Raw genomic sequence first — 25,907 nt, forward strand, 5'->3', positions numbered from 1 at the left:
GACACTGCAGGGGAGTACTAAAAACAATGTGAAGGTCAGTTTCGACAATCGTCGAATTTTCGATCCGATCCGATCGGTGCTCGAGACCGACGCGTTCCCCGATTCGACCGTTTTATACGCTCCGCGCCAGTGGAATGGGGTATGGACGTCGCGCTTGGTGGGACGTTCGACCCCGTCCACGACGGCCACCGTCGGCTGTTCGAACGGGCGTTCGAACTCGGAGACGTGACTGTGGGACTGACGAGCGACGAACTCGCACCGAAGACACGACACGTCGAACGCCGCGTCAGATCGTTCGACGAACGGAAGGAAGCGCTGGAGGCGGAGCTCGAGTCGTTCGCCGCGGACCACGACCGGCAGTTCGAGGTGCGGTGTCTCGAGGAACCGACCGGCATCGCGACCGAACCGCAGTTCGACTATCTGGTCGTCTCGCCGGAGACGAAAGACGGCGGCGAGCGGATCAACGAGATCCGTCGGGAGCGCGGCCACGACCCCCTCGAGGTCGTCGTCGTGCCGCACGTCCGCGCGGAGGACGGCGATATCATCTCGAGCACCCGAATCGTCGAAGGCGAGATCGACGAACACGGAAACGTGCGCGACGAAGGGGACGACGCGGCCGAAGCCAACTGACGGTCGCGGATCGTTCCGATGGCCCAGCCGGGGAGCGAACCGGGTGACAGCGCGATGATCGTTCGACTCGCGAATTTCGTTCTCGTAGCGTATACTTACGCCGGCGCAGTACGGGACTATTCCGATGAAACAGTCGAAACGGTCGGCTCGGTCGAGTCACCACCGCGGCGGCTCGAGGCCCGCGGTTTCGAGCAGGTCCTTCCAGCGAGACTGGATCGAGAGCCGCGAAACGTCCGCAGCGTCGGCGACGGCGCCCTGCGTTCGGCCCTCGCCGGCGACGAGCGACCCGGCGTAGACGCTGGCCGCGAGGACGGCTCGCTTCGATCGGTCGTCCTCGGGAACGTCAGTCAGGAAGAGATCCACCGCACACGACCGCGCCTCGGTCGATAGCTCCAGTCGATCGGCGATCCGATCGAGTTCCTCGAGCCACGGTTCGTATTCGATCCGGTCCCGCGCGCTGTGCATACGGCCGGCTATCGGTGCAGCCCGCATAAAGGTACGGCACGACACGTCAGAAAACGAGTACATATTCGGACGGCTGGCGCGAAAGAGTACCGAACGAACCGTCCAATCCGGTGCTACGCTGGACAACGTTCAGCTACGAACGAGTAGCCGAAATGGCTGTTCTCTGGTATTTTCACTAGGACACGACTACTAAACCGGGTTGTCTCCGTCCGTCACAATAGACGCTCGTCCGGTCTCGCTGCACGGCTGCGTCCCGTCCATGAAAGAGCCAACCTGCAAGCTCGTCTGTACCGGCTGCGGCCTCGAGATGCCGTACCGGAATCGATCGCTGGCCGAACAAGCGGCGGAGCTGCACCAGCTCCGGGATTCGGAGCACGTGACGTTTATCGTGCCGCCGGACTGGTCGCCCGAAGAGCCAGTGAAACAGCGGTAGCGCGTATCGACAGGTACTTACTCGATTCGTGAAAACCTGGGGGTGAGCGCGGGTAGCCAAGCTAGGCCAACGGCGCAGCGCTTAGGACGCTGTCCCGTAGGGGTCCGCCGGTTCGAATCCGGTCCCGCGCATGAGCGAACGCAGTGAGCGAAGAGCAGGCCGGATTCGAACCCTGGAAACCGAACGTAGTGAGGTTTCCTCCGGTTCGAATCCGGTCCCGCGCATTGTCTGCGAATCGTAGATTCGCAGGCCAGCAAATCTCTGATTTGCGCTGCTGTCGCGAGCAACTCCGCGAGCGACAGCAATCGCCGACCGATTCGAACGAGAGAAGACGCGCGCAGCGACCGACGGGAGCGAGCACGTCTTCGCGTTGTTCGAATCCGGTCTCGCGCCGCGCCTCTGACTGATCACAGAAGAAATCCGACAGGAGCCTCGAGTACCTCCGAGAATCCCAACCGAAGACGGCCCCAAGCCGAAGCGATATCGCTCGAGCACCGAACCGCGACGTCACGGGTTTCGAAGCCGTAATAATCCTCCGCGTGTCGACACTAGCTATGAGCCGTACGGGACGATATGGTGACCTCGATTACCCGATGCTCACGAAGAGCGGATTCCTGCTCGGCGTCGGACTCTTAGCACTGGGCGCGGGCGGCGAACTCCTCGGCCACATGTTCATGGGACCGCTTCCGTCGTGGGAACACACGCTGTTTACCTTCGCGGAGGGCGGCGGCCTCGTCATCGGGTTCTTCTCGGTGTGGATCTTCGGGGTCATTCTGCCGCTGACGGAGTAGACGCTCGTCGCGAGCGTGGGGCCACACCGATTGCGTCGAGCCGACGACGAGGAGCGGTGGTCGTTCGACACCGACCCGTACTCGCGAGTGCGAACTGATTCTCGCTCGAGCGGTCGCCCGAAATCACGGATCGGCGACCGTTCGAAAACGATTTCGGCGTCGTCGAGAGCGGGCTTTCACTGGTTGAGAATGGACCGAACGCTACGTTACACCGTCGAATGACGGGTTCGCCGTCCGATCGCCGGATCGAGTGGCAGTCCGCGATGGCCGTCTTTTGAACCCGGCCGAACCGAGAGCGAAGCGACAGACATGCGTCAGACGGTCCATAACGCTTATTCGCGCGGGAGCAACTTGTATGAGCAATGGCCGGGTTAGACGACGTGTTCGGGGATCTCTATGCGAGCATCGATGCCGTTCTCCTCTTTTCACCAAGCGGCTCGTACTACGAGCGATTCGCGGACGTCGACGACCTCGACGTTATCGTCGTCGGCACGGAAAACCCCGTCGGCGCCGACGTCTTCGTCGAACTCCCCCTCGCGTTCGACGACATCAAAGAGCGGATCAAGTTCGGCCTCGAGGGCGCCATCGAACAGGACCTCATCGAGGACGGCGATCAGCTGGTCTGTGCGACGAGTCTCTACGGCGACGAGATCGATACGGTCTCGCGGGTTCGCGCCGACGCCGAGACGCACACGGGCATCTACGACCTGTTCGTCAAGTCCCGCGCGGAGCCGGAGGTGATCAAGGCCGTCCTCGAGTTGGCGATCGAACTCGGCAAGAAGGGCCAGAAGGGCAAGCCCGTCGGCGCGCTGTTCGTGGTCGGCGACGCGGGCAAGGTGATGAACAAGTCCCGCCCGCTGTCGTACAACCCCTTCGAGAAGTCCCACGTCCACGTCGGCGATCCGATCGTGAACGTGATGCTGAAGGAGTTCTCGCGGCTCGACGGCGCGTTCGTCATCTCCGACGCGGGCAAGATCGTCTCGGCGTACCGCTACCTCGAGCCGTCCGCGGAAGGTGTCGACATTCCGAAGGGATTGGGGGCCCGACACATGGCCGGGGGCGCGATCACGCGAGATACGAACGCGATCACGATCGTGCTCTCGGAAAGCGATGGGCTCGTCCGGGCGTTCAAGGCCGGAGAGCTCATCCTGGAGGTCGATCCGGAGGCGTACTGATATGGTAGAGTGGCAGACGCTCATCAACGAACCGGCCGTGATAGCCGCGGCGGTGCTGGCGCTCGGCCTCGTCGTCGGCTATCTGGTCGGGCGGCTCAACGAGGAGCTCCTGCAGGCGTCGGGCGTCCCGGAGGCCGTCGAGGGGACGCCGTTCGAGCGGACCGCTCAGTCGATCGGCACCTCGACGGTCGAGATCGTCGCGCGACTGAGTTCGTGGTTCATCTACGGGATCGCCGTGCTGACGGCGATTCACATCGCGCAGTTGCTCGACACGGAGGCGTTCTGGCTCCGGGTGACGAGTTTTATTCCCCAGCTGTTCATCGCCGTCCTCGTGCTCATCATCGGCTTCATCATCGCCGACAAGGCCGAACTGGTCGTCAGCGAGTACCTCCGAGGGGTCAAGCTCCCCGAGGTCTCCGTGATTCCGAAACTCGTCAAGTACAGCGTCCTCTACGTGACGCTGATCATCGCGCTCGGGCAGGTCGGCGTCCACGTCGTCGCCCTGCTGATCCTGCTGACGGTGTACGCCGTCGGCATCGTCATCGTCGGCACCGTCGCATTCAAGGACTTCCTCGTCTCGAGCGCGGCGGGGATCTACCTGTTGCTCAACCAGCCCTACGGGATCGGTGACGAGGTCCGGATCGGCGACCAGACGGGCATCGTCCAGGAGGTCGACCTCTTCGTCACGAAGATCGAGGACGACTCCGAGGAGTACATCGTGCCCAACCGGAAGATATTCGAGAACGGAATCGTCCGGATGCGGGACTGATCCTCTCGAGCGGAGCCGGTCGATATCTGGTGTTTCAGTCACAACGTTCGACGTCGAGTCGCAGATATATTTTCCATCAGTTTCGGTTTCGGAGGGTACCCACAACATTGTTATCGTCCCACAGCATTGAGTTGAACTATCACAGTGAGTAACGGGCAATGTCTGAACACGGAATAATCGACACGGAAGTCGGCGTGATCGGCGCAACGGTACTGATCATCGGTAACGTCATCGGCGTCAGCGCGTTCGTACTGCCGGGACCGCTGGCGGGCGATGCCGGACCGGGGATTATCTTCGCGCTGTTGCTCGCGCTCATTCCGTTGACCTTCGGGATTCTCATGTCGCTCCAGCTCGGGAGTGCGATTCCGGTCGCCGGGGGAAGTTACGTGTACGCCTCCCGGCTCGTCGGGCCGTTCTGGGGATTCCTGTTGCCGTGGATCACGATTCCGGGCGTCTGGGCCGGCATGTTGTTCATCGGGCTGGGCTTCGCCGAGTACGCCGGGTTCGTCGCCGACAACATCGCGTTCATTCCGTCGATTCCCGACCTCGCCCTGATCTACGGACTGCTGATCCCGTTTATCGTGTTGAACGTCCTCGGGATCAAGATGGTCGCCATCGTCCAGTTCATGATGGTCTCTCTCATCGTTGTCGGGATGAGCGCGTTCATCGTTCCCGGCGCGTTCATCGTCGACGCGGAGAACTACACGCCCCTGTTCCCCTACGGCGGTGGCGAAGTCATCGTCGCCATCGTCTCGATGTACTTCCCGCTGCGGGGCTTTCGGCTCGTCGTCGAACTCGGTGAGGAGATGGAGAACCCGGCCGAAAACATTCCGCGCGTGCTGACGCTGTCGGCCGCGATCTCCCTCTCGCTTCTGGTCGGACTCGTCGTCGTCCTCATCGGAACGACCGACTACGAGGCGCTGGGCGGCATGGAAGCCGCCGTCGCCGAGGTCTCGCTGCAAAACTTCCCGGACGCGCTGACGGCGCTCGTCCTGCTCGCCGCCGCGATGGGGGCGCTCACGTCGATCAACATGACGTATACCGCCTATTCGAGGCTCCTGATGCGAGCCGGCCGTGACGACATCATCCCGTCGGCGATCGCCCGCATCCACGACCGCTACGACTCGCCGTACGTCGCGGTGTTGCTCCTCGGGATCCCCCCGCTGCTCGTCGCGCCGTTCTCGCCGGGGACCGTCACGCTCTCGGTCGCACTATCGCTGACCATCCTGTTCGGGCTGGCGGTGGCCGGCGTCGCGCTGTGGAACCTGCCGAAGAGCTACCCGGATCGCTACCAGCGCTCGCTGTTCAAGTTGCCGCCGTGGCTGCTCAGGGTCACCGCCGCCGGCTCGATCGTCTCCGCCGTGTTCCTGTGGGTTCTGGTGTCGACTCAGCTGCCGGTGATGGTCGCGGTTCTGGCCGGGTGGATGGCGCTCGGCTACGTCTTCTATCGCGCCCGCATCGCGTACTTCGAAAAACGAGATATCGATCTCGAAGGACGGATGACGCAACTTCACGAGAGCGAGCGAGCCGGGACCGACTGAGTTCGGGTCGGACGCCGATCGATTCCCGGTCCCGGACGTTTGAGCCGCTCAGGCGTCCTCGAGCGAGAGCCCGGCGTGCCAGCGGTCGGCGCCGGCCTCGCGTTTGACGCGATCCATCTCCGCCAGCAGGTGCGTCGCGAGCGTCGCGGTCTCGGCGGCTCGGGACTCGCCTTCCGTGCGGAACTCGCCGGTCTCGCGGTTCGCGTAGACGGTACAGACCGCGCCCGCGCGGAGGCCGTAGAGGTTCGCCAGCGTCAGGATCGCGCTGGCCTCCATCTCGATGTTTTTCACGTTCGCCTCCGTGAGGTCCTCGACGAGGGTCTCGGAGCCCGCGGCCTCGAACCCCTCGAAGCCGGGGCGGCCCTGTCCCGCGTAGAAGGAGTCGGCGCTCATCGTAACGCCGGTGTGGTAGTCGTACCCCAGTCGTTCCGCCGCAGCGACGAGGGCGCTGACGACCTCCTGGTCGGCCGCGGCGGGGTAGTCCTCGCGGACGTACTCGTCGCTGGTCCCCTCCTGGCGGACCGCGCCCGTCGTGATGACGAGGTCGCCGACGTCCATCTCGGGCTGGATCGCCCCGCAGGAGCCGACCCGGACGAAGGTGTCACAACCGACTCGAGCGAGTTCCTCGACGGCGATGGCCGCCGAGGGGCTGCCAATCCCCGTCGACGTGACCGAGATCGGCGTGTCCTCGTACGTGCCCGTCGCGGTCCGGTACTCGCGGTGGCGGGCCGCGATCTCGTGGTCGTCCCAGAACGCGACGATCTTCTCGAGGCGCTCGGGGTTCCCCGGCAGGAGCACGGTGTCGGCCACGTCCTCGGGACCGACCTCGAGGTGGTACTGGACGTCGGCGTTCGGGTCTTCGCTGTCGCTCACGTCGGAGTCGGCGGTCATTCAGCCCAGCGGTTCGACCCGGCGCGGTATATAACTGCAGGGCGCCCGTAGCGAGGGTATGGCCGACGCAGACGAGCACGAGCCCGCGGGGACCGACGAGAGCGACGGCGTCACCGGAAGCGACGGCGTCACCGGGAGTGACGGCGCCGACGGGACCAGTGGAAGCCTCGACGACACCTACGTCGCCGCGATCCAGCACGAACTGGTCGACCTACCGTCGGAGACGACCCGCGTCGGCGTCGTCCGGAAACCGACGCGATGGTTCCACGGCGCCGTCGACGAGAACCGGCCCGAACTGGGGCCGCCGGCCGACCTGCTCGAGACGTTCCGCCAGCGCGAGGAAGACTTCAAGATGCAGGGACTCTGCGAGGAGGGCGCGCACAACGCCGCGTGGGACGAGGTCGGCTTCGAGGACGCGTATCGGGCGCACCTCGAGGGCTCTGAGGGGGCGCAGGCGGCGCTCGAGGAGCTGGAATCGCGACTCGAGGACGGCGAGTCGCTGGCGCTGGTCTGTTACGAGAACACCGAGAAGAAGCGGTGTCACCGGACGATCCTTCGCGACGTGCTTTCGGATCGGCGCTCGTCGTGATCGTCGGCCCGACTCGTGCTGCTGAGAACGGAGTACGCGACCGAGAAATCGGCGTGCGGTGGGAGCGGAAACCCCCAGTCGCCAGTTCGAGCGACTCGTCGAGTCACTTTTCGTATCTGCACGAGGCTCGAATCGGCCGATACGTCGCAGCGCGAACGGACCGGCCTTCGATCGAAGCGGCGGAGATCGAGACCCGTCCCGCTATCGTGGCAACGGGGAATCGCCACACCCTCCCCAGCCGATTCGCTCAGTCGCTCCACTCCTTCGCTCATCCCTCGCGAGTCACGTCACGGCTCACGTCCGTTCGCCGTGACGCAGCGCGCCAAACGGGCGATCGGTGAATCACGCTACTCGAGCATCTCTCCGGTTATCGTGTTCGGCAACAGTTCCCCGAGCGTGTACTCGCTGGGGTCCTCGTCCTCGCCCTCGTCGCAGATGACGACGAGGTCGTCGTCGCAGAACTCGGCGAGCGTCTGGCGACACATTCCGCAGGGGGTGACGCCGTCGCGGCGGCCGGAGCTGACCGCGAGCCGCGAAAAGTCGCGGTGACCGTTCTTGACCGCCTCGGCGACGGCGACCTCCTCGGCGTGGAGGCTGTTGCTGAAGTTGGCGTTCTCTAAGTTACAGCCGACGAAGACCTCGCCGTCGGCGGTCTCGAGGGCGGCGCCGACGGGGTACTCGGAGTAGGGAACGTGAGCCTGCGACTGGATTTCTCGCGCGCGCTCGAGCAAGGATTCGGCTTCGGAGTCAGCCATACACCCTACTGTGCGAGGCGGCGGCAAGAAGGCACTGTCTCGTCGGCTCCCGAAGGGACGACAGTGCGGTCAATCCTCGCCGGACTCGTAGTGCTCGCCGGCCGCGTCGGGCAGCCGGGTTCGGCCGACGAGCACGAGGACGACGATGACCGTCATGTGCGGAATCACGCGGATGAGTTCCGTCGGGATTGCATAGCCGGCCGCCTGCAGGCCGTTCTGGACGGCGTTGAGCCCCGCGAAGAGGAACGAGCCGAGCAGGGCGCCGATGGGGTGGTAGTTCGCGAGCAGGTAGGTCGCGATGGCGATGAAGCCGCGCCCGTTGATCGCCGTGTCGCCGCCGCCGGCGAACGTCCCGAGGTCGCCCAGCGCGAAGCCGGCGCCGCCGAGCCCGGCGAAGACGCCCGAGAGCAACACGGCGGCGTACCGGACCTTGCGGACGTCGACGCCGGCGGTGTCCAGCGCCTTCGGGTTCTCGCCGCTGGCGACGACCCAGCGCCCGAAGTTCGTTCGGGTCAACAGGTACCAGCCGACGGCCGCGCCCGCGAGCATGATGTACACCTGCGGTTCGGCGTCGAACAGCAGGTAGCCGAGGAACGGGATCTCGGAGAGGACCGGCACCGTCACGTTCGAGAACCGACCGACGCTGGCGGTGTTCGGGCTCCCGAAGATGATCTGCGAGGCGAACGGCGCGAGCCCCAGCGAGATGAGCCAGACCGCGAGTCCGGCGATGATCTGGTCGGCCTCGAACTCGATGCAGACGATCGCGAACAACAGCGCGAACAGCACGCTGACGACCGTCCCCGCGAGGAGGCCCCACCAGTGATTCGACAGTCCGAGCGTCGTTTCGCCGGCGCCGAGCCGGTGGACGGCGACGATGGATCCGAACGCCGAGACGATCAACAGCCCCTCGATCCCGATGTTGATGACGCCGCTCTTCTCGGCGAAGATGCCGCCGATCGCGGCGAGTGCGATCGGGACGGCGAGCCTGAGCATCGCCGTGTGGGTGCTCGGACTGGCCGCGATCGAGAGCAACACGCCGGCCCACGAGTCGGGGAAGAGTACTCCGGCGACGATCCAGACGAGCAGTGCCGCGAGCGTGACAAGTAGCCCCGCGGTCGTCCGACGCGAGAACGGGCTGCTCCAGTCGTTCGTCTCGTGTGTTTCGGTTACCTTACTCATCGGTCTCACCTCCGGTTTCGCCGCCGTCCGCACGGGCCGGCCGCGTCGTCTCGAGGTCGACGAACCGCCGGCCGATCATGCGGAAGAACTCCGGCATCGCGACGAACAGGATGATCAGACCGGTGAGGATACCGACCAGTTCCCGCGGGACGTCGGTCGCCGTCCCGACGGTCCGCGCGCCGCTCTCGACGACGCCGAACAGGAACGCCGCCGCGCCGACGCCCAGCGGATTGTTGCCGGCGAGCACCGAGACAGCGATCCCGTCGAAGCCGATCGACGGCACGTTCTCGAGCCAACTGCCGTGGACCATCAGGACCCAGAACGCGCCGGCGATCCCGCCCAGCGCCCCGGAGAGGGTCATGCTGGCGACGGTCATGCGCTTCTCGTCGACGCCGCCGTAGGCGGCCGCCGCCGGCTGGATGCCGCTGGTCCGCAGTTCGTAGCCGAACGACGTCCGGGCGAACAGCCAGGCGACGCCGAGCATGAGCGCGACGGCGAAGCCCAGCGCGAGCAGCGAGAAGTCCAGCCGGGCGTCGAAGCCGACGAACGGGATCGTCGGGATCTCGGCGTACTCGGGGACCGGCTCCGTCCGCGGATTGGGGCTATCGGGATCCTGGAACCACCGGGAGAGCATCGTCGACGTGACCCCGGCGGCGACGAAGTTGAGCATGATCGTCGTTATTACCTCGTTGGCGTCGGCGTAGGCCTTCAGAACGCCCGGGAGCGCCCCGTAGAGGCCGCCGACGACCGCGCCCGCGAGGACGCCCAGCGGAATGAGCACGACCGTCCCGACGAAGCCGCCGGGGACGATCGCCGCCGCGTAGACGACCGTCACGGCCGTCGCGAGCCCGCCGACGACCAGCTGGCCCTGCGTCCCGATGTTGAGCAGGCCGGCGCGGAACGCGACCGCGACCGACAGCCCCGCGAAGATCAGCAGCGTCGTCTGCTGGAGCGTCGTCGCGAGGCTGGCGTTCGTCGGACTCCAGCCGCCCTCGAGCGGATGCCCCAGCGCCCCGAGGAACAGTTCGTAGTAGACCTGCATCGGGTTGTAACAGAACGTCCAGCCGGCGAGGTCGAGACCGGACCGGCAGGAGGCGAACCCGCCCGAGACGAACACGAGCACGCCGCCGACGAGGACGGCGGCCACCAGCGCCGCGACGCTGATGAACACTCGCTCGAGCGCCGACGCCCGAATCAGCCGTTCGAGGAGGCGCTCGAGGCGGTCCGTCGCGTCGCTCATCGGCGGTCACCTCCGTCGCTTCCATCGACGTCGCAGTCGGGGTCGGGACCCGGGCCGTCGGAAGCGGTCGCGCGAGCGTCGACACCGCGCCCGCTCCCGCGACCGTCGGTCTCGAGTTCCTGCCCGGCCATGAGCAGCCCGAGTTCCTCCTCCGTGACGTCGTCCGGATCGGTGACGTCGATGAACTCGCCCTCGTAGATGACGGCCAACCGATCCGACAGCGACTGGACCTCGTCGAGTTTCGAGGAGACGAGCAGCACGGCGACGCCCTCTCGGCGCAACTCGAGCAGCCGATCGTGGATGAACTCCGTCGAGCCGATGTCGACCCCCCGGGTGGGGTGGGTCGCGACGACGAGGTCCGGATCGCGCTCGAACTCGCGGCCGACGATGAACTTCTGCTGGTTCCCGCCGGAGAACGAGCTGGCGTCGGCATCGGCGTTCGGCGGCCGAACGTCGTAGGTCTCGATGATCTCCTCGGCGTGGTCGCGGACGCCGGGCCAGTCGATCCGGCCGCCGCTGGCGAACTCCGGCGACCGCTGGCTTCCGAGGACCCCGTTCTCGACGAGATCGAACGGCATGACGAGCCCCCGCTCGTGGCGGTCCTCCGGAATGTACGCCATCCCGGCCTCGATCCGCTCGCGGCGGGACCACTCCGTGATGTCGGCGCCGTCGTAGGAGATCGTTCCCTCGTCGGGCGTTCTGAGGCCGGTGATCGCCTCGACCAGTTCGGCCTGCCCGTTGCCGTCGACGCCGGCGATCCCGACGATCTCGCCGGCGCGAACGTCGAGATCGATCCCGGAGACGACCTCGACGCCCCGTTCGTCCTCGACGGCGACGTCCGCGGTCGAGAGGACGACGTCGCCCGTCTCGACCGGCTCGGACTCCGCTTCGAGCAGTACCTCCCGACCGACCATGCGCTCGGCCAGGTCCTCCCGCGTCGTCCGCTCGGGATCGACCGTTCCGACGGACTTCCCGTCCCGGAGGACGGTGATCGCGTCGGCCGCGTGGGTCGCCTCCTCGAGTTTGTGCGTGATAAAGATGATCGTCTTCCCCTGAGCGGTGAGTTCCTCGAGGACGTCGTAGAGTCCCTCGACCTCCTGGGGCGTGAGGACGGCGGTCGGCTCGTCGAGGATGAGGACCTCCGCACCGCGGAACAGCGCCTTGAGGATCTCGACGCGCTGCTGGACGCCGACGCCTACGTCCTCGACGGTCGCGTGGGGATCGACGTCGAAGCCGTAGCGATCGCAGAGGTCGCGGACCTCGCGGTAGATGCGGTCGCGATCGACTGCCAACCCGAACCACTTCGTCGGTTCGTTCCCCAGCGCGATGTTCTCGGCGACCGTCATCGTGTCGACCAGCATGAAGTGCTGATGGATCATCCCGACGCCGGCGTCGATGGCGTCGCGGGGAGCGTCGAACGACCGCTCCTCGCCGTCGACGACGACCCGCCCCTCTTCGGGCTCGTAGAGCCCGTAGAGGACGTTCATCAGCGTCGTCTTCCCGGCACCGTTCTCTCCGAGCAGGGCGTGGACGGTCCCCCGTTCGACGCGGAGGTCGACGTCGTCGTTCGCGACGACGCCGGGGAACCGCTTGGTGATGCCGTCGAGGTGGACGGCGAGGTCGCTCCCCGTACTCTCCTGGTCGGCGGCAGCCGTTCGGACACCGGCGCTCGCTCTCGATGCCTCGGACGCTTCCGTCCCGTCAGTCGCACCCGTTCCCGACTCGGTCATCGGTTACAGTTCGCTCGGGACCTCGATTTCGCCGTCGATGATCTGCTGTCTGGACTCGTCGACCTGGTCTTTGATCTCCTGGGGGATCTCGCCGCCGATCTGGTCGCCGTAGACGGCGCCGACGCCCTCCTGCTCGAGGCCGAGCGTTTCGGTCTCGCCGCCCGCGAACTCGTCGTTGACGACGGACTCGATCGCGGAATAGACGGCGGTGTCGACGCGCTTGACCATGCTCGCGAGGATGACGTCGGCGAAGTCCGGGTTGGAGATCGACTGGTCGTCGTCGACGCCGATCGCGAACCGCCCCTCGTCCTGGGCCGCCTGGAAGACGCCGATTCCGGTTCGGCCGGCCGCGTGGAAGACGATGTCCGCGTCGTGATCCTGGTACATCGTGCGGGCGGCCTGCTGACCGCCGGCGGTGTCGCCGAAGTCGCCGACGTACGTCGAGACGACCTCGGCGTTCTCGTTGGCGTGCTCGACGCCGGCCTCGAAGCCGGCCTGGAACGACTCGATCAGCGGCGATTCGGTGCCGCCGACGAAGCCGACGACGTCGGCGTCCGGATTCGTCTCGCCCGCGCCGGCCGAGAACTCCTCCCGGGTCAGCAGTCCGGCCAGATGGCCGACCTGGAACGACCCTTCCGGCTCGCCGAAGACGTAGCTTCGAACGTTGTCCTCGTCGACGACCTCGTCGACGATGATGAAGTTCTGATCGGGGTACTCCGGCGCGTTTCCGGAGAGGGCATCGCCCTGTGCGTAGCCGATACAGTTGACCAGATCGTAGTCCCCCGACTCGGCGAAGTTGCGCTGCGCGCCGTCGAACTCGCCCTCGGACTCGGGCTCTCGCTCGTCGAACGCGATGTCGAACTCTTCCCGGGCGTCCTCGAGGCCCTGCTTCGCCATGTCGTTGAACGAATCGTCTCCGAGACCGCCGGTCGCGTACACCATCCCGACTTGATACTCCGCGTCACCGTCGTCGCCGAACCCGCCGACGCAGCCGGCGATACCGGCGAGTCCGATCGCGCTTGCACCTTCGAGGAACCGCCGTCGATCTTGACCCATGAGGCGGGTTAGCGTACACATTCGGTAAATACCCGTCGAATCCTCGCACGGACACGTGACCGTGTGCCTGCTCCCAAATCGCCTCTCTTATTCCGGTTCGGAGGCGCTGCCTGTCGGTCCGTCGCTCACGCGGTCTCCGCGATCGCGTCCTCGACGACCTCGCGCGCGTCGGCGATCAGGTCGTCGACGGCGTCGCTCTCGGCGTAAATTCGGACGTAGGGTTCGGTGCCGCTCGGGCGCACGAGGACCCAGGAGGCGTCGTCGAACTCGAGGCGGACGCCGTAGTCGGTGTCGACCGCGGCCTCGGGGAACGCCCGGGGGAGGGCGGACTCGAGGGCGACCATCGCGTCGGCCTTGGCGTCGTCGGGGCAATCGACGCTGACCTTTCGGTAGGGACGCTCGGTGACGGGCTCGCGAACGGTCGCCGTGTCGCCGGCCTCGGCGACCAGCGCGGCGACGACGGCGGCGCTGGCGACGCCGTCGATCCAGCCGCCGAAGGCGGTGTGGATGTGTTTCCAGGGCTCGGCGGCGAAGACGATCTCGGTCCCTGAACCACCGTGTTTGCGCTCTCGAGCGATCCCCTCGTGGAGCGCGCCGAGGCGGACGCGTTCGACGCGGCCGCCGGCCTCGCGAACCTGCTCGTCGATCCGGGCCGAGGCGTTGGGCGTGGTGACGACGACGGGGTCGTCGGCGTCGCTCGCCTCGGCGTAGTGGGCCGCGACGACGGCGAGGACCGTATCTTCGTGGATCACGTCGCCCTCGGGGCCGAGGACGACTAGCCGGTCGGCGTCGCCGTCGTGGGCCAGTCCGAGGTCGAAGCCCCCGTCCCTCGCGGTAGTGCCGCGCGGCCGTTCCGCGGCGCGTGACGTCCCACTCTCCGCGAGGAACTCGCTGAACTCCGAGAGCGTCTCGGGGGTGGGTTTGCTCTCGCGGGCGACGAAGTGGCCGTCGACGGTGGCGTTGACCGCGACGACGTCGGCGCCGAGACGCTCGAGGACCTGCGGGGTCGCCAGCGACGCCATCCCGTTGCCGCAGTCGACGGCGATCGAGAGGTCGGCGAGCGGTCCCGGAGACGCGGTCGCGTCCCCCGCATCGCCGAAGCGGTCGCGGACGAACTCGATGACGGCGTCGCGATACCGATCCAGAATCTCGAGTTCGGCCGAGCGACCCCACTCGTCCCAGTCGGCGAGCGCAGGCGAGGAACCGTCCGCGAGTCGGTCGTCGATAGCGCGTTCGGCGTCGCTATCGTACTCGACGCCGTCGGCGAAGAGTTTGATGCCGTTGTCCGCGGGCGGATTGTGGCTCGCGGTGAGCATCACGCCCCGTCGGCCGCGCGAGGCGAAGGCCAGCGTCGGCGTCGGTACCTGCCCGAGGCGATAGACGTCCGCGCCGGCGCTCTCGAGGCCGGCTTCGACGGCGGCGGCGAGCGCGGGCCCGGTTTCCCGGCCGTCGCGACCCACGACGAACGTGGTCCCGGGCTCGCCGGCGGCCTGCGCGACGGAAAGCGCCAGCGACGGGGTGATCTCCTCGACTGGACCGCGGATCCCGGCAGTCCCGAATAGCGTCATGTGGGGCCGTTCCGCGAGGAACTACTTAGCAGCACTGCACACGCGTTCGGACGGCCCGACGGCGGCTCCGTGCCGGTCGGAAGGGACTGTGAGAACTGCGAAAACGGCGGGGGAAACCGGATCAGAGCGGCTGGCGGGTGCTACTGATCCTCGCGGACCGGCAGTCGGCGCGCGACCGGTCGGCCGACAGTCGGACGGTCGAATGGCCGGACGGTCGAACGGTTCGATTTCGGGCTCGAGACTACTCCTCGGGGAGATCGTCGATCAGGACGACGGCCTCGCCGTTGATGACGGTCGCGTCGTCGTCCTCGTTGCGGATGACCGTCTCGAGGCGGTACTGATTGTTCCCGAGGTCCTCGACGATCTCGACGCGGGCGGAGACGCGGTCGCCGATCCCGACGGGGCCGCTGAACTCGAGGTCCTGCGAGAGGTAGATGGTGAGTCCGGGCAGGCGGGCCAGCGCGGCGCTGATGAGGCCGGAAACGAGCGTGCCGTGGACGATCCGTTCGCCGAAGCGGGTGTCGGCGGCGAACTCGTCGTCGAGGTGAAGCCGGTTCGTGTCGCCGCTGACGTGGGCGAACGCGCGGACGTCCTCGTCGCTGAGGACCTTCTCGAAGGTGACGGTGTCGCCGACGCTGATGTGGGCCGGATCGTCGACGGTTCGGTCGAACTGCCAGTCGAGACTCGAGTGGTCGATCGACGGAATCGACGCGGGAACCGTCTCGCTCTCCGACCCGTTCGACGCGGTCGGCGGCACCATCGCCGAGATGGCCGCTCGATTCGCGGCGGTCGCGCTCTCGAGGAGAGTCTGAGTCATCGCCGACCAGGCATCGGTCATGGCAGCGAGATTCCGTTTCGCAGCGTTCTGGTGGGACATCTATGGGGCCGGTAAGCGTGTGGGCGTTATGACTTCTTTGGCTCGAGAACGAGACGTTTCCGAGCGCTACTGCTAGTAATTTATAATTAGAGGGGCTCTGTGGCTTGAATTGCCGTCAGTACAACCGATAGACAGGAATTCATTACTGATAACAGCCAGTGATACGAACGCCGCGCTGCAATCGCCGCTTCGACAATATGCCATCAGATGGTATTAGATGGTATCTAGTGGAAACCCTTATGTGGTGAGCGCCCGTTGATACAGGTGATGACGGACGACTCCGATCGATCGCTCTGGTTCCCGCCTGCGATGTTCACCGAACAGATGCAGGAGGCGGGCGAGCAGGTCGCCGAATCCCAGCAGGAGATGCTGAAGAAGATGATGCAGGCCAGCGGCTCGAACCCGTTCGATACGGGCTCGAGTTTCGGCCCCATGAACATGGGGACCGCGACGTTCAAGGCCCGCGTCCAGAGCGGCGGTCGGATCAGTATTCCCGGTCCAGAACGGGAAGCCCTCGACATCGAAGAGGGCGATATCGTTCAGACCGTCGTCGTCCCCGTCAAACGAAACCGAGAGGATCAATCATGACCCAGAACCCAGTCACCGCCGTCTTCGACGCCCAGCGTACCGCCATCGAACAGTCCCAGACTCTCACCCACGACGCCCTCGAGGCCCAGAAGACCTCGATCGGCGCCTTCGGCGACGCCGTCGAGTCCTCGAGCGCGCTGTTCGAGTCCAACGCCGAACTGACCAAGGGCGCCGTCCACGCCTACTTCGACGCCCTCGAGGCCTCGCTGCCCGAGGAGGCCGCCGAGTTCGACGAACTCCGCGAGATCGTCGACGAAGGCTTCGACTCCGCGACCGAGGCGCAGTCCCAGTCGCTCGAGGCCGTCGTCGAGGCCATCGAGGAGTCCGAGGCCGCCTACGACGAGTTCGCAGCCAGCTACGCCGAGGTCGTCGACACCTCCTTCGACGCCTACCTCGAGGCCCACGAGCAGGTCGAGGAGAACGTCTCCGCCGCCGCCGAGAACGTCGAAGAGGCCGCCGAAGAGATCGACATCTCCGCGTAACGCGCAAATCAGCCGCAGCCTTTTGCGGTTGGCTCGCTAATATTATTCCAATGGCAGATTCACAGTCCCAGTCCCAGGAGTGGAACGACGTCGTCGAACAGTGGAACGAACAGTTCGTGGAGGCGTTAGAGGAGAACATGGAGGCCCAAGCCCAGTTCGTCGAGAGCTGGTCGGAGGCCGTCGGCGAGGCCACCGAGGAGAACGAGGTCTCCGACGGCGTCGAAGGCTACGCCAAGGCCTACGAGACGTGGATGAACGCCTCCCAACAGATGGTCGAGCGAGCGAACGACCAGCTCGAGGGCGAGGACGTCGACGTCGAGGAGTTCCGAGACATCTGGCTGAACACGGCCAACGAGGCGTTCAAGGACGTCATGTCGACGACCGCCTTCGCCCGGATGACCGGCGAGACCGTCGGTGACGTCCTCGAGATGCAACAGCAGGCCGAGGAGACCTCCCAAGAGACCCTGCGGACGCTCGGCTTCGCGACCCAGGAGGACGTCGTCGAAGTCGGCGACCGACTGGTCGAACTCGAGCGCCGCCAGCACGACGTCGAACAGAAACTCGACCGCGTTCTCGACCACCTCGAGGAGCAATGAACAACCCGTTCGCGACCGCCCTGAACATGCAGCGTCAGGCCTGGGAGGCGACCGCGGATCTGGCGGAGAAGAGTCAGGTCGCCCCGGACCGCACCGAAACCGTCGAGAACATCGAAGTCGGCCAGACGCCCAGCGAGGTCGTCTACGAGGAGAACAAGCTCGAACTCCTCCACTACGAATCCCAGACGGAGGAGCAACACGACGTGCCGATCCTCATCGTCTACGCGCTGATCAACAAGCCGTACATCCTCGATCTGCAGCCGGACCGATCCGTGGTCCGGACGCTGCTCGAGTCCGGCTTCGACGTCTACCTGATCGACTGGGGCGAGCCCTCGAAGCTGGACCGCTCGCTGTCGCTGGACGACTACGTCAACCGCTACATCGACAACTGCGTCGACGTCGTCCGCGAGCGCTCCGGGCAGGACTCGATCAACATTCTGGGCTACTGCATGGGCGGCACGAAGTCGGCCATGTACGCCTCGCTGTACCCCGAGAAGGTCAAGAACCTCGGCCTGATGGCCGCCGGCCTCTGCTTCGCGGGCGAGGGCGGCGTCCTCGAACTCTGGGGCGGCGAGGAGTTCTACGACCCCGAGACGGTCACCGAGACCTTCGACAACGTCCCCGCCGAGTTCTTGGACGTCGGCTTCGCGCTGATGGATCCCGTCGCGAACAACGTGACGAAGTACGTCCGCTTCTACGACAACATGGAGGACGAGGACTTCGTCGAGAACTTCGCCCGGATGGAGCGCTGGCTCGACGAGGGGATCGACGTCGCGGGCGAGGCCTACGAGGAGTTCATCCGCGACATCTACCAGGACAACAAGCTCTACAACAACGAGCTCTATCTGGGCGACGAGCGCGTCGACGTCTCCAACATCGACATGCCCGTCCTCCAGATCGTCGCGGAGTACGACCACCTCATCCCGCCGGGAGCCTCCAAGCCGTTCAACGAGGTCATCGGCTCCGACGACACCGAGGTCCTCGAGTTCGCGACGGGCCACATCGGGATGTCGGTCTCCTCGCGCAGTCACGAGGAGCTCTGGCCGCAGGTCAGCGAGTGGTTCGAGGAGCGGTCGAACGGTACCGACGTCGAGTCCGAACCCGAGACCCCCGAACCCGAGACGGAAGACGCCGCGCTCGCCGAGGACGTCGCGGGCGACGAGTCAGGGACCGCGGATCTCTCGGACGGATCCGGTCTCGAGGGGGACGTCGAGGCCAGCGCCGAGACCGATCTCGACGACGAGACGAGCGACCTCCACGGCGAGGATCGGTCGGACGAGGAGATCGTCGAACGCGGCGAGGACGACATTCAGGAAGAGCCCGCCGAACCGGGCGAGATGAACGTCGACGAGGAGGTCGTCGGGGAAGTCACCGACGAGGACGTCGACGCCGAGTCGGCGATCGAGTCCGAGACCGACGAGCTGACCGACCTCGACGGCATCGGACAGGCCTACGCGGATACGCTGGCCGAGGCCGGCATCGAGACGTTCGACCAGTTGACCGACGCCGACGTCGCCGAACTGGCCACTGAAACGGGGATCTCGCCCAGTCGCATCGAAGACTGGATCGAGCAGGCCGAACGTCGATAACGCCGGATCGGCTGTCGGGAACGCTCGCGGCTCGCTCGAGACCGCTGTCTTCGCTCGAGCGGCCCGCGAACCATTATTCCAGTTGTATGTACTGATAACTAATAGGTCGTTATTTATCGGCGGCCGTTGAAGCGGTGAGTCATGTCCATGGACGGGCGAACCTGTATCATCACCGGCTCGGCACGCGGTATCGGACGGGGTATCGCGGAGTACCTCGGCGCAGAGGGTGCGAACGTCGTCATCAACTACCGATCCTCGGAACGAGCCGCCGAAGAGGCGGTCGACGCGATCGAGGACGCCGGCGGGAGCGCCGTCGCGGCCCAGGCCGACGTCACCGACCGCGAGGAGGTCGTACACATGCGAGAGGTCTGCCACGAGGCGTTCGGCCCGGCCGACGTGCTGGTCAACAACGCCGGCATCACGGCCGACGTGCAGTTCACCGAGATGTCCCGGGAGGACTGGGACCGGGTCATGGACGTCAATCTCGGCGGGATGTTCAACTGTACCCAGGAGTTCTTCGACGACATCTGGAACGCCCACGAGGGGCGCCTGATCAACATCTCGAGCGTCGTCGGCAAACAGGGCAACTTCGGCCAGGCCAACTACGCCGCCGCGAAGAGCGGCATGTTCGGCTTCACCCGAACCATCGCCCTCGAGCTGGCCAAGGGCGGCTCGACGGCCAACTGCGTCGCCCCCGGTTTCACCCGGACGGACATGCTCGAGTCCGTCCCGGATCAGGTCTTAGAGCGGATCGTCTCGGGGATTCCCCTCGAGCGACTGGCCGAAGTCGAGGACATCGCGGCCGTGGTCCGGTTCCTCGCCAGCGAGGACTCCTCGTACGTCACCGGCGAGGTGATCGACGTCAACGGCGGGATGGACCTGTAATACTGCGGTCGTAGCCCACTAGACGCCCTTTCTCCACCGTCTCCGTTTCGTCGGCCGATTCGAGAGCGAACCGGCGAAGCGCTCTGGCTATCGATTCGCCGGACGCCGTCAGTCGACGACCTGCGAGACCGCCTCGCGCGTCTCCGCGACGAGCTCCTCGAGGACCGCCGCTGCCGGCCGGACGTCGTCGGTCAGTCCGACGCTCTGGCCGGCGTACAGCGCCATCGAGTCGATATCGCCCGCGACGTCGGGCGTCGCGAGCGCCTCGTCGTAGCGTTCGATGGGATCGCCGTTACCGCTGTCGGTCCACGCGACGGTCTCGTCTTCGCCCGGTCGCTCGCCCGCGGGCGGCTCGCCGGCCTCTCGCCAGCGCTCGAGCGTCTCGTTTTCCAGCACGCGGTGGGGCATCCCGGGCCAGCCCTTGTCGTACAGCGTCGTGTACGCCGTGTCCGTTTCGTCGCTCTCGCGGAGTCGCCGCTGATACGCGTCGTGAACGTTCGCCTCTTCGGTCGCGACGAATCGGGTGCCGAGCCACGCGCCGTCCGCGCCGAGCGCGAGCGCCGCCGCGACGCCCCGGCCGTCGGCGATCCCGCCCGCCGCGACGATCGGCACCGCGTCGCCGACCGCGTCCGCGACCCGCGGCACGAGCGCGGTCGTCGCCACCTCGCTCTGGACGTGGCCGCCGGCCTCGAGCCCTTGCGTGACGACGACGTCGACGCCCGCATTCGCGGCCTCGCGCGCGGCCGCGGCGCTGCCGACGGTTTGCATCACCATCGCGCCGGCCTCGTGGACGCGGTCGACGTAGGGGGCCGCGTCGCCGAAGGAAAACGAGACGATCGGCGCGCCCGCCTCGAGGACGGTCTCGAGGCGGGCATCGGTGTCGACGACGGTCGTCGCGTCGTCCAGCACGAGGTTGACCGCGAACGGCCGATCGGTCCGGTCGCGAGTCTCGCGGGTCACTGCACGGGTCTCCTCGCGATCGCGCCACGTCACCGCGAGGTGGCCCAGTCCGCCGGCGTTCGAAACGGCCGCGGCGAGTTCCGGTGTCGTCGCGCTACCGATCGGCGCCTGGACGATCGGACGGTCGATCTCGAGCGCGTCACAGAGCGGTGTCCGGAGCGCCATGGTATGCGCCCCGGTTCTCGTCACTGCTATTTCACTTCCGGTGTTTCTCCTTCGTCACGACCCGGACGTTCTCGATGCCCGTCTCGGGATACTGGCCGTCGTCGTCCTTCTCGACGGCCTTGACCATGTCCCAGACGACGTTGAGGCCGGTCGTGACGCCCTCGAGGGCCTCCATCTCGCAGCCCGTCTTCCCGGTCGTCTCGACGGCCACCTCGAGTTCGACCCGGTCCTCGCGGAGGTCGAACGCGGTGTCGACGTTGGTGATCGGGATCTGGTGGCACATCGGAATCGTCTCCCAGGTGTGTTTGACGGCCTGAATCGCGCCGACGCGGGCGGTGGCGAGCACGTCGCCCTTGCCGATCTCGTCGTCGCGGATCGCCTCGACCGTCGACGGCTGCAGGCGGATCTCCCCGGCGGCGACCGCGCGGCGCTCGCTGTCGGGCTTGTCGCCGACGTCGACCATCTGGACGTCGCCCTCGTCGGTGGTGTGGGTGAGGTCGTCGGCCTCACCGTCGTTCGCGTCGCTCTCCCGTCGGTCGGATCCTTCGGCGCGGTCGCCCTCACTCATCGTCACCACCCCAGAGCACCGCGGGAAGTTCCGCGAGCATATCGGACGCGAGGAAGCCGTGTTCCTGCCGGTCGGCGAGTCGTTCGCCCGCGAGGCCGTTGACGTGGGCGCCCGCGGCGGCGGCGTCGAGCGGCTCGGCGTGCTCGAGCAGCGCGGCGACGATCCCGGCGAGCGTGTCGCCGGTGCCGCCGACCTTCATCCCGACGGTGCCCGAGCGGCTGATCCGCGTGCGCTCGCCGTCGGTGATCACGTCGTTTTCCCCCTTCGCGAGGACGATCTGTCCCAGCTCGGCCGCGAAGTCCTCGATCTCGTCGGCCGCGGCGGCGAGGTCGTCGGTGTCCGGGCCGCCCATCCGCGCGAGTTCGCCGCGGTTGGGCGTACAGACCAGCGTCGCCTCGGTCTCGATCTCGGGAACGACCTCGAGGGCGTCCGCGTCGACGACCGCCCGGCCGGTGTACTCCGAGAGGAACTGGCGGGTCGCCTCGAGCGTCTCGTCGGCGGTGCCGAGGCCGGGACCGATGACGACGACGTTGTCGTAGTTCTCGGCGGTCTCGAGGAGGTCGTCAGCCACCTCGGGCGTGAGCACGTCGCTCTCGTAGGACTGGACGATGAGGTCCTCGCTATAGCCCTGGATCTCGCCGGCGACGGAGTCGGGCGCGGCGACGAAGGCCAGTTCCGCACTGCTGCGGAGCGCGGCCTGGGCCGCCAGCGCCGGCGCGCCGGTGTAGGGGCCGCCGCCGATCACGTTCGGCCGTCCCTCGCGGGTGTCGGGCCGCGCGAGGTCGATATCGCCGGGGCCGACGTATCGCTCGGCCGCGGCGGGAATGCCGATGTCCGCGACGGTGATCTCCGCGTCGAGGTCCTCGAGGCCCGGCTTCGTATCGTGGAAGGTGACGACGCGGTCCGCCTCGACGCCGTTGTCGGCGTGGTCGCCGTCGTCGGCGTCGAAGCCGGAGGGGACGTCGACCGCGACGACGGTCGCGTCGGCCGCGTTGATTTCCGCGGCTGCAGTCGCCGCGGGCTCCCGGAGGTCGCCGCTGATCCCCGTCCCCAGCATCGCGTCGACGACCACGTCCGCGTCGGGGAGCTCGAACTGGCTCGAGTCCGTCACTTCTCGCGTGTCGTACTCGGCTTCCTCGAGGGCGTCCCAGTTCTCGCGAGCGATCTCCGTGCCGACGTTCGCGGCGCGACCGAGCAGGAGCGTCGTGACGTCGTACCGGTCGAGGAAGCGGGCGGCGACGAACGCGTCCCCGCCGTTGTTGCCCCGGCCGGCGACGATGGCGACTCGGTCGCCCGGCTCCGCGACGTCGCGGACCGCGCGGGCGACGGCGTTCCCGCTCGACTCCATCAACTGCTTTCGCGGCACGCCGAGCGCCGCGGCGTTCTCGTCGACGGCGCCCATCCGCTCGCCTGTGATCATGTCCAGGGGTTCGACGGGCCGTCCGTTCAACGTTGCGGACCGGTTGCACTCGGCCAAACACCGTTAGGCGATAGGGCCAACTCTCTCGAGCCCCAAGCGCCGGCGTGAACGTCTTCTGGCTCGACGAGGACCCGCGGCTCGCCGCGCGCTATCACTGCGACCAGCACGTCAACAAGCTGCTGCTCGAGGCGGCGCAGGTCTGCTGTACCGCGGCCCGGGAGAACGGCTACGAGGCCGACTTCCTCTACCGGTCGACCCACGTCGACCACCCCGTCACGAAGTGGGCGGCCGCGTCCCGCTCGAACTGGCTCCGCCTCCGGGAGCACGCCGCGGCGCTCAACGCCGAGTTCGTCGAGCGCTACGGGAAGGACGACGACCACGCCAGTTGGCAGGTGATCGAGCGCATCGACCCCGACGCGATCGGGTTCCCCGCCGACGAGCCGACGCCCCGGCCCCAGACGATGCCCGACGAGTACAAGCGGCCCGGCGACCCCGTCTCCGCCTACCGGGCCTACTACGCGGGCGAGAAGGCCGACTGGGCCGAGTGGAAGTACACCGAGGAGCCGCCGTGGCTCGAGACGTATCTGGTCGACACCGCGTGACCTCGGGTTCGAATCGCGCGACAGTCCTCGCGTCGCACGGCAGGTTTGCTGTCCGTTGCGATACACTTATCACGCGTAATGCTATCATTCTACTACGATGTTCCCGCCAGTCGCCGCTCGCGATTCGATCGTCTCTGACGACGTGAACCCCTTCACGCGAGCCTACAGGGAGGTCGTTATCTACGACGAACCGGTCGACGACGACCCGCTCTACGAGGGCCCGATCGTCGTCCACGCCAACGGCTGGATCGAACTCGAGGGGAACCGGCTGCTCTCGCCGCACGCGGTCCACCACATCGACGTCTACGACCATGAACGCGTCGAGTGAGAGGGCGATGAGACGAATGGCGGAACCGATCGACTGCCGTTTCGTGACGCCGATCCCCGTGCGACGGTTTCTCTATGGCAATTATTAATTTTCGATGTCAGAATTAAATCTCTGACTCCATAAATAGCTGCAGTTCGTAACCGGGACATGGACGCATACGAATCCGATGACGCTCTCGGAACCGCCTACGCCGACCACCCCGGGGCACCGATCGAGCAGCCCGACCCCGACCTCTATCTGCCGGGGACGCCGACGGTCTCGTTCCTGGAATACGTCGACATCGCCGTTCGAACGCTGTTCCGCTGAATAGAACCGCGGACGCGGATCAGTACCGAATCTCGAAGCCGTCCTCGCCTTGAGGCTCCTCGTACTCGGCCTCGACGTCCTCGACGTCGGCCGCGGGGCTGCCCGTGTGACACCACTCGATCATCCCCTCGACGGCGTCCTCGGGCCCCTCGAAGATCGCCTCGACGCGGCCGTCCTCGAGGTTCTTCACCCAGCCGTCGACGCCCCTCTCGCGGGCCGTGTCGCGGGTGTTCGCGCGATAGTAGACGCCCTGTACCGTGCCGGAAACGAAGACGTGTGCGCGGGTTCGCCCTGCCATACGGGACGTATCGACCGCGAGCGTCAAAAGTCCGGCTCCGCGAGCGGGAGCAGTGGCCGACCAATCACCCGCCGTGGCGCGCGCTATCGAGCGTCCGAGTGATAACGAGGGCGGGCGATGACACTGCGCGAGGGATGAGCGAGCAGAGCGAGCGAATCGGTTGGGGAGGGTGTGGCGTCCCTAGTTGCCACGATGAGGAGTGTTCACGGCTCGGATTCCGTCGCTCTTTCTCGAGTCCGCACCGAAATCGATCGAGACCGGATGAGACGTTCAGCCAACTGCACCGAAAAGCGACAACGGAAGGTAGCTCGAGCCCCTACGGACGCCCGATTCCAGTGACCGTCCGCCACCGCGACGGCATCCACTTCGAACGCGAGACTGACCCCCGACCCAGCGTCGTCGCCGACGCCCGCAGCGCCGTCGGTTCGATAAACGTCGTGAGCCACGCCCACGCCGATCACACCTTCCGCACGACGCCCGACACCGTCGTCTGCTCGGCCGAGACCGCGGCCATCGCCGAGGCCCGCACCGGCACCGGCTTCGAGTTCGTCGAGTCCGCGCCGGGCGTCGACCTCGTCCCCGCCGGCCACGTCGTCGGCTCCCGCGCGGCGCTGTTCGACCTCGAGGCCCCCGACGGCGACGTCCGCCGCTACTGTTACACCGGCGACTTCTCGACGCGCGATCGCTGCTACCTCGAGGGGTTCGACCCCGACGCGATCGACGCGGACGTCCTCGTGATGGAGACGACCTACGGGCTCCCGAAGTACCGATTCCCGTCGCAGGCCGACCTCGAAGCCGAGATCACCGATTGGATCCACGACAACGACGACCGACCGCTCTTTCTGTTCGGCTACTCGCTGGGCCGGGCCCAGAAACTCCAGTGGATCGCCCGCGAGGCGACCGGTAGCAGTGGCGGCGCCGGTGCCAGTGACGATGACGGCAACGGCAGCAACGACTGCGCCCGCGAGATCCTCGTCTCGGACTCGATCCGCGACGTCAACGAGGCCATCGAGGCCGCCACGGACGGCCGCCTCGCGTTTCCGGGCCGTCCGTACGAGTCCCTGCGCGGCCTCACCGACGAGATCGTGATCCTCCCGTCGAACCAGGCCCGCGCGGACTGGGTCGAGGCCGCGGTCGAGCGCGAGAACGCCCTGAAGGCCGGCTTCTCGGGCTGGGCCGTCGACGACTCGTTCCCGTATCGTGGCAATTACGACGTGACCTTCCCGCTTACCGATCACTGCGACTTCGACGAACTCCTCGAGACGGTGCGGGCGATCGATCCCGAGGTCGTCTACACCCACCACGGCTTCGACGAGGCGTTCGCCGATCGCCTCGAGACCGAGCACGGCTACCGAGCGCGGCCGCTGAAGCGAGATCAGACGACGCTCGAGGAGTTCTACTGACCGCTGACCGCTGAACGAGGCTCCGATC

General features: G+C 66.6%; 29 protein-coding genes and 1 tRNA gene. 17 read left to right on the forward strand and 13 right to left on the reverse strand.

Going from position 1 to position 25,907, the window contains the following annotated elements:
- The first annotated feature begins 141 nt into the window (after positions 1-141).
- Entirely contained in the window at positions 142-630 is a 489-nt protein-coding gene (locus WD430_RS14005; RefSeq protein WP_339103047.1) for a phosphopantetheine adenylyltransferase, read from the forward strand.
- Positions 631-786: 156 nt separating this feature from the next.
- Here WD430_RS14005 and WD430_RS14010 read toward each other — a convergent pair whose 3' ends face one another.
- Positions 787-1,095, reverse strand: a complete 309-nt coding sequence (locus tag WD430_RS14010; protein WP_339103048.1) for a transcription initiation factor IIB family protein — start codon at positions 1,093-1,095, stop codon at positions 787-789.
- Between the two features lie 259 nt (positions 1,096-1,354).
- Between WD430_RS14010 and WD430_RS14015 the strand changes: the two genes are divergently transcribed.
- The 6 genes from WD430_RS14015 to WD430_RS14040 all read left to right on the forward strand — a co-directional run bounded on the left by WD430_RS14015 (position 1,355) and on the right by WD430_RS14040 (position 5,804).
- Entirely contained in the window at positions 1,355-1,528 is a 174-nt protein-coding gene (locus WD430_RS14015; RefSeq protein WP_008894629.1) for a hypothetical protein, read from the forward strand.
- 46 nt (positions 1,529-1,574) lie between these two features.
- Positions 1,575-1,659 (forward strand) — tRNA-Leu (locus WD430_RS14020).
- A 423-nt stretch (positions 1,660-2,082) separates the two neighbouring features.
- Positions 2,083-2,319, forward strand: a complete 237-nt coding sequence (locus tag WD430_RS14025) for a hypothetical protein (RefSeq protein WP_339103049.1) — start codon at positions 2,083-2,085, stop codon at positions 2,317-2,319.
- 362 nt (positions 2,320-2,681) lie between these two features.
- Complete coding sequence (gene dacZ / locus WD430_RS14030; RefSeq protein ID WP_339103050.1) at positions 2,682-3,494, forward strand: diadenylate cyclase DacZ; 813 nt, start codon at positions 2,682-2,684, stop codon at positions 3,492-3,494.
- Between the two features lies 1 nt (position 3,495).
- Complete coding sequence (locus WD430_RS14035; RefSeq protein WP_339103051.1) at positions 3,496-4,263, forward strand: mechanosensitive ion channel domain-containing protein; 768 nt, start codon at positions 3,496-3,498, stop codon at positions 4,261-4,263.
- Positions 4,264-4,421: 158 nt separating this feature from the next.
- Positions 4,422-5,804, forward strand: coding sequence for an APC family permease (locus WD430_RS14040; protein ID WP_339103052.1), 1,383 nt, complete (start codon positions 4,422-4,424; stop codon positions 5,802-5,804).
- Positions 5,805-5,852: 48 nt separating this feature from the next.
- Here WD430_RS14040 and WD430_RS14045 read toward each other — a convergent pair whose 3' ends face one another.
- Complete coding sequence (locus tag WD430_RS14045) at positions 5,853-6,695, reverse strand: nucleoside phosphorylase (protein WP_339103053.1); 843 nt, start codon at positions 6,693-6,695, stop codon at positions 5,853-5,855.
- A gap of 58 nt (positions 6,696-6,753) precedes the next feature.
- Here WD430_RS14045 and WD430_RS14050 point away from each other — a divergent pair, with 58 nt between their 5' ends.
- The gene (locus tag WD430_RS14050) at positions 6,754-7,284 is read left to right on the forward strand and encodes a DUF488 domain-containing protein (RefSeq protein ID WP_339103054.1); all 531 of its coding nucleotides are present in this window, start codon (positions 6,754-6,756) and stop codon (positions 7,282-7,284) included.
- A gap of 347 nt (positions 7,285-7,631) precedes the next feature.
- On the opposite strand, the gene cdd is transcribed toward WD430_RS14050, so the two are convergent.
- The 7 genes from cdd to WD430_RS14085 all read right to left on the reverse strand — a co-directional run bounded on the left by cdd (position 7,632) and on the right by WD430_RS14085 (position 15,689).
- Positions 7,632-8,039: a cytidine deaminase gene (gene cdd, locus WD430_RS14055; RefSeq protein WP_339103055.1), complete on the reverse strand. Its 408-nt coding sequence runs from the start codon at positions 8,037-8,039 to the stop codon at positions 7,632-7,634.
- Positions 8,040-8,108: 69 nt separating this feature from the next.
- Positions 8,109-9,218, reverse strand: coding sequence for an ABC transporter permease (locus WD430_RS14060; protein ID WP_339103056.1), 1,110 nt, complete (start codon positions 9,216-9,218; stop codon positions 8,109-8,111).
- The gene (locus WD430_RS14065; RefSeq protein ID WP_339103057.1) at positions 9,211-10,458 is read right to left on the reverse strand and encodes an ABC transporter permease; all 1,248 of its coding nucleotides are present in this window, start codon (positions 10,456-10,458) and stop codon (positions 9,211-9,213) included. The genes WD430_RS14060 and WD430_RS14065 overlap by 8 nt, the downstream gene beginning before the upstream one ends.
- Entirely contained in the window at positions 10,455-12,188 is a 1,734-nt protein-coding gene (locus WD430_RS14070; protein ID WP_339103058.1) for an ABC transporter ATP-binding protein, read from the reverse strand. Before WD430_RS14070 ends, WD430_RS14065 begins: the two co-directional genes overlap by 4 nt.
- A gap of 3 nt (positions 12,189-12,191) precedes the next feature.
- Positions 12,192-13,244: a BMP family protein gene (locus tag WD430_RS14075; protein ID WP_339103059.1), complete on the reverse strand. Its 1,053-nt coding sequence runs from the start codon at positions 13,242-13,244 to the stop codon at positions 12,192-12,194.
- 125 nt (positions 13,245-13,369) lie between these two features.
- Positions 13,370-14,812 (reverse strand): phosphomannomutase, encoded by a 1,443-nt coding sequence (locus WD430_RS14080; protein WP_339103060.1) that lies wholly within the window; start codon positions 14,810-14,812, stop codon positions 13,370-13,372.
- Between the two features lie 241 nt (positions 14,813-15,053).
- Positions 15,054-15,689: a MaoC/PaaZ C-terminal domain-containing protein gene (locus tag WD430_RS14085; protein WP_339103061.1), complete on the reverse strand. Its 636-nt coding sequence runs from the start codon at positions 15,687-15,689 to the stop codon at positions 15,054-15,056.
- Between the two features lie 267 nt (positions 15,690-15,956).
- On the opposite strand from WD430_RS14085, the gene WD430_RS14090 reads away from it, so the two are divergent.
- From WD430_RS14090 to WD430_RS14110, 5 genes are all read left to right on the forward strand, one after another.
- The gene (locus WD430_RS14090; protein WP_339103062.1) at positions 15,957-16,277 is read left to right on the forward strand and encodes an AbrB/MazE/SpoVT family DNA-binding domain-containing protein; all 321 of its coding nucleotides are present in this window, start codon (positions 15,957-15,959) and stop codon (positions 16,275-16,277) included.
- Positions 16,274-16,759 (forward strand): hypothetical protein, encoded by a 486-nt coding sequence (locus tag WD430_RS14095; protein ID WP_339103063.1) that lies wholly within the window; start codon positions 16,274-16,276, stop codon positions 16,757-16,759. Before WD430_RS14090 ends, WD430_RS14095 begins: the two co-directional genes overlap by 4 nt.
- Positions 16,760-16,809: 50 nt before the next feature.
- On the forward strand, positions 16,810-17,355 hold the full coding sequence (locus WD430_RS14100; RefSeq protein WP_339103064.1) for a poly(R)-hydroxyalkanoic acid synthase subunit PhaE: 546 nt from the start codon (positions 16,810-16,812) through the stop codon (positions 17,353-17,355).
- Positions 17,352-18,944 (forward strand): class III poly(R)-hydroxyalkanoic acid synthase subunit PhaC, encoded by a 1,593-nt coding sequence (gene phaC, locus WD430_RS14105; protein ID WP_339103065.1) that lies wholly within the window; start codon positions 17,352-17,354, stop codon positions 18,942-18,944. The genes WD430_RS14100 and phaC overlap by 4 nt, the downstream gene beginning before the upstream one ends.
- Before the next feature lie 141 nt (positions 18,945-19,085).
- Positions 19,086-19,829, forward strand: coding sequence for a beta-ketoacyl-ACP reductase (locus tag WD430_RS14110; RefSeq protein WP_339103066.1), 744 nt, complete (start codon positions 19,086-19,088; stop codon positions 19,827-19,829).
- A 108-nt stretch (positions 19,830-19,937) separates the two neighbouring features.
- Here WD430_RS14110 and WD430_RS14115 read toward each other — a convergent pair whose 3' ends face one another.
- The 3 genes from WD430_RS14115 to WD430_RS14125 are packed head-to-tail and all read right to left on the reverse strand — an operon-like array spanning position 19,938 to position 22,942.
- Complete coding sequence (locus WD430_RS14115) at positions 19,938-20,954, reverse strand: nitronate monooxygenase (protein ID WP_339103067.1); 1,017 nt, start codon at positions 20,952-20,954, stop codon at positions 19,938-19,940.
- A gap of 31 nt (positions 20,955-20,985) precedes the next feature.
- Positions 20,986-21,522: a cyclic pyranopterin monophosphate synthase MoaC gene (gene moaC / locus WD430_RS14120; RefSeq protein WP_339103068.1), complete on the reverse strand. Its 537-nt coding sequence runs from the start codon at positions 21,520-21,522 to the stop codon at positions 20,986-20,988.
- Positions 21,515-22,942: an NAD(P)H-hydrate dehydratase gene (locus tag WD430_RS14125; protein ID WP_339103069.1), complete on the reverse strand. Its 1,428-nt coding sequence runs from the start codon at positions 22,940-22,942 to the stop codon at positions 21,515-21,517. Before WD430_RS14125 ends, moaC begins: the two co-directional genes overlap by 8 nt.
- A gap of 104 nt (positions 22,943-23,046) precedes the next feature.
- Between WD430_RS14125 and WD430_RS14130 the strand changes: the two genes are divergently transcribed.
- The 3 genes from WD430_RS14130 to WD430_RS14140 all read left to right on the forward strand — a co-directional run bounded on the left by WD430_RS14130 (position 23,047) and on the right by WD430_RS14140 (position 24,178).
- Entirely contained in the window at positions 23,047-23,544 is a 498-nt protein-coding gene (locus WD430_RS14130) for a hypothetical protein (RefSeq protein WP_339103070.1), read from the forward strand.
- A 97-nt stretch (positions 23,545-23,641) separates the two neighbouring features.
- A complete protein-coding gene (locus WD430_RS14135) occupies positions 23,642-23,872 on the forward strand; it encodes a hypothetical protein (protein ID WP_339103071.1) in 231 nt (76 codons plus the stop codon).
- A 147-nt stretch (positions 23,873-24,019) separates the two neighbouring features.
- Entirely contained in the window at positions 24,020-24,178 is a 159-nt protein-coding gene (locus WD430_RS14140) for a hypothetical protein (protein ID WP_339103072.1), read from the forward strand.
- Positions 24,179-24,197: 19 nt separating this feature from the next.
- Here WD430_RS14140 and WD430_RS14145 read toward each other — a convergent pair whose 3' ends face one another.
- Positions 24,198-24,476: an acylphosphatase gene (locus tag WD430_RS14145; RefSeq protein ID WP_339103073.1), complete on the reverse strand. Its 279-nt coding sequence runs from the start codon at positions 24,474-24,476 to the stop codon at positions 24,198-24,200.
- A 335-nt stretch (positions 24,477-24,811) separates the two neighbouring features.
- Here WD430_RS14145 and WD430_RS14150 point away from each other — a divergent pair, with 335 nt between their 5' ends.
- Positions 24,812-25,879, forward strand: coding sequence for an mRNA cleavage and polyadenylation specificity factor-like protein (locus WD430_RS14150; protein WP_339103074.1), 1,068 nt, complete (start codon positions 24,812-24,814; stop codon positions 25,877-25,879).
- Positions 25,880-25,907: the final 28 nt, after the last annotated feature.

This window comes from Haloterrigena sp. KLK7 (assembly GCF_037914945.1).
GTDB lineage: Archaea > Halobacteriota > Halobacteria > Halobacteriales > Natrialbaceae > Haloterrigena > Haloterrigena salinisoli.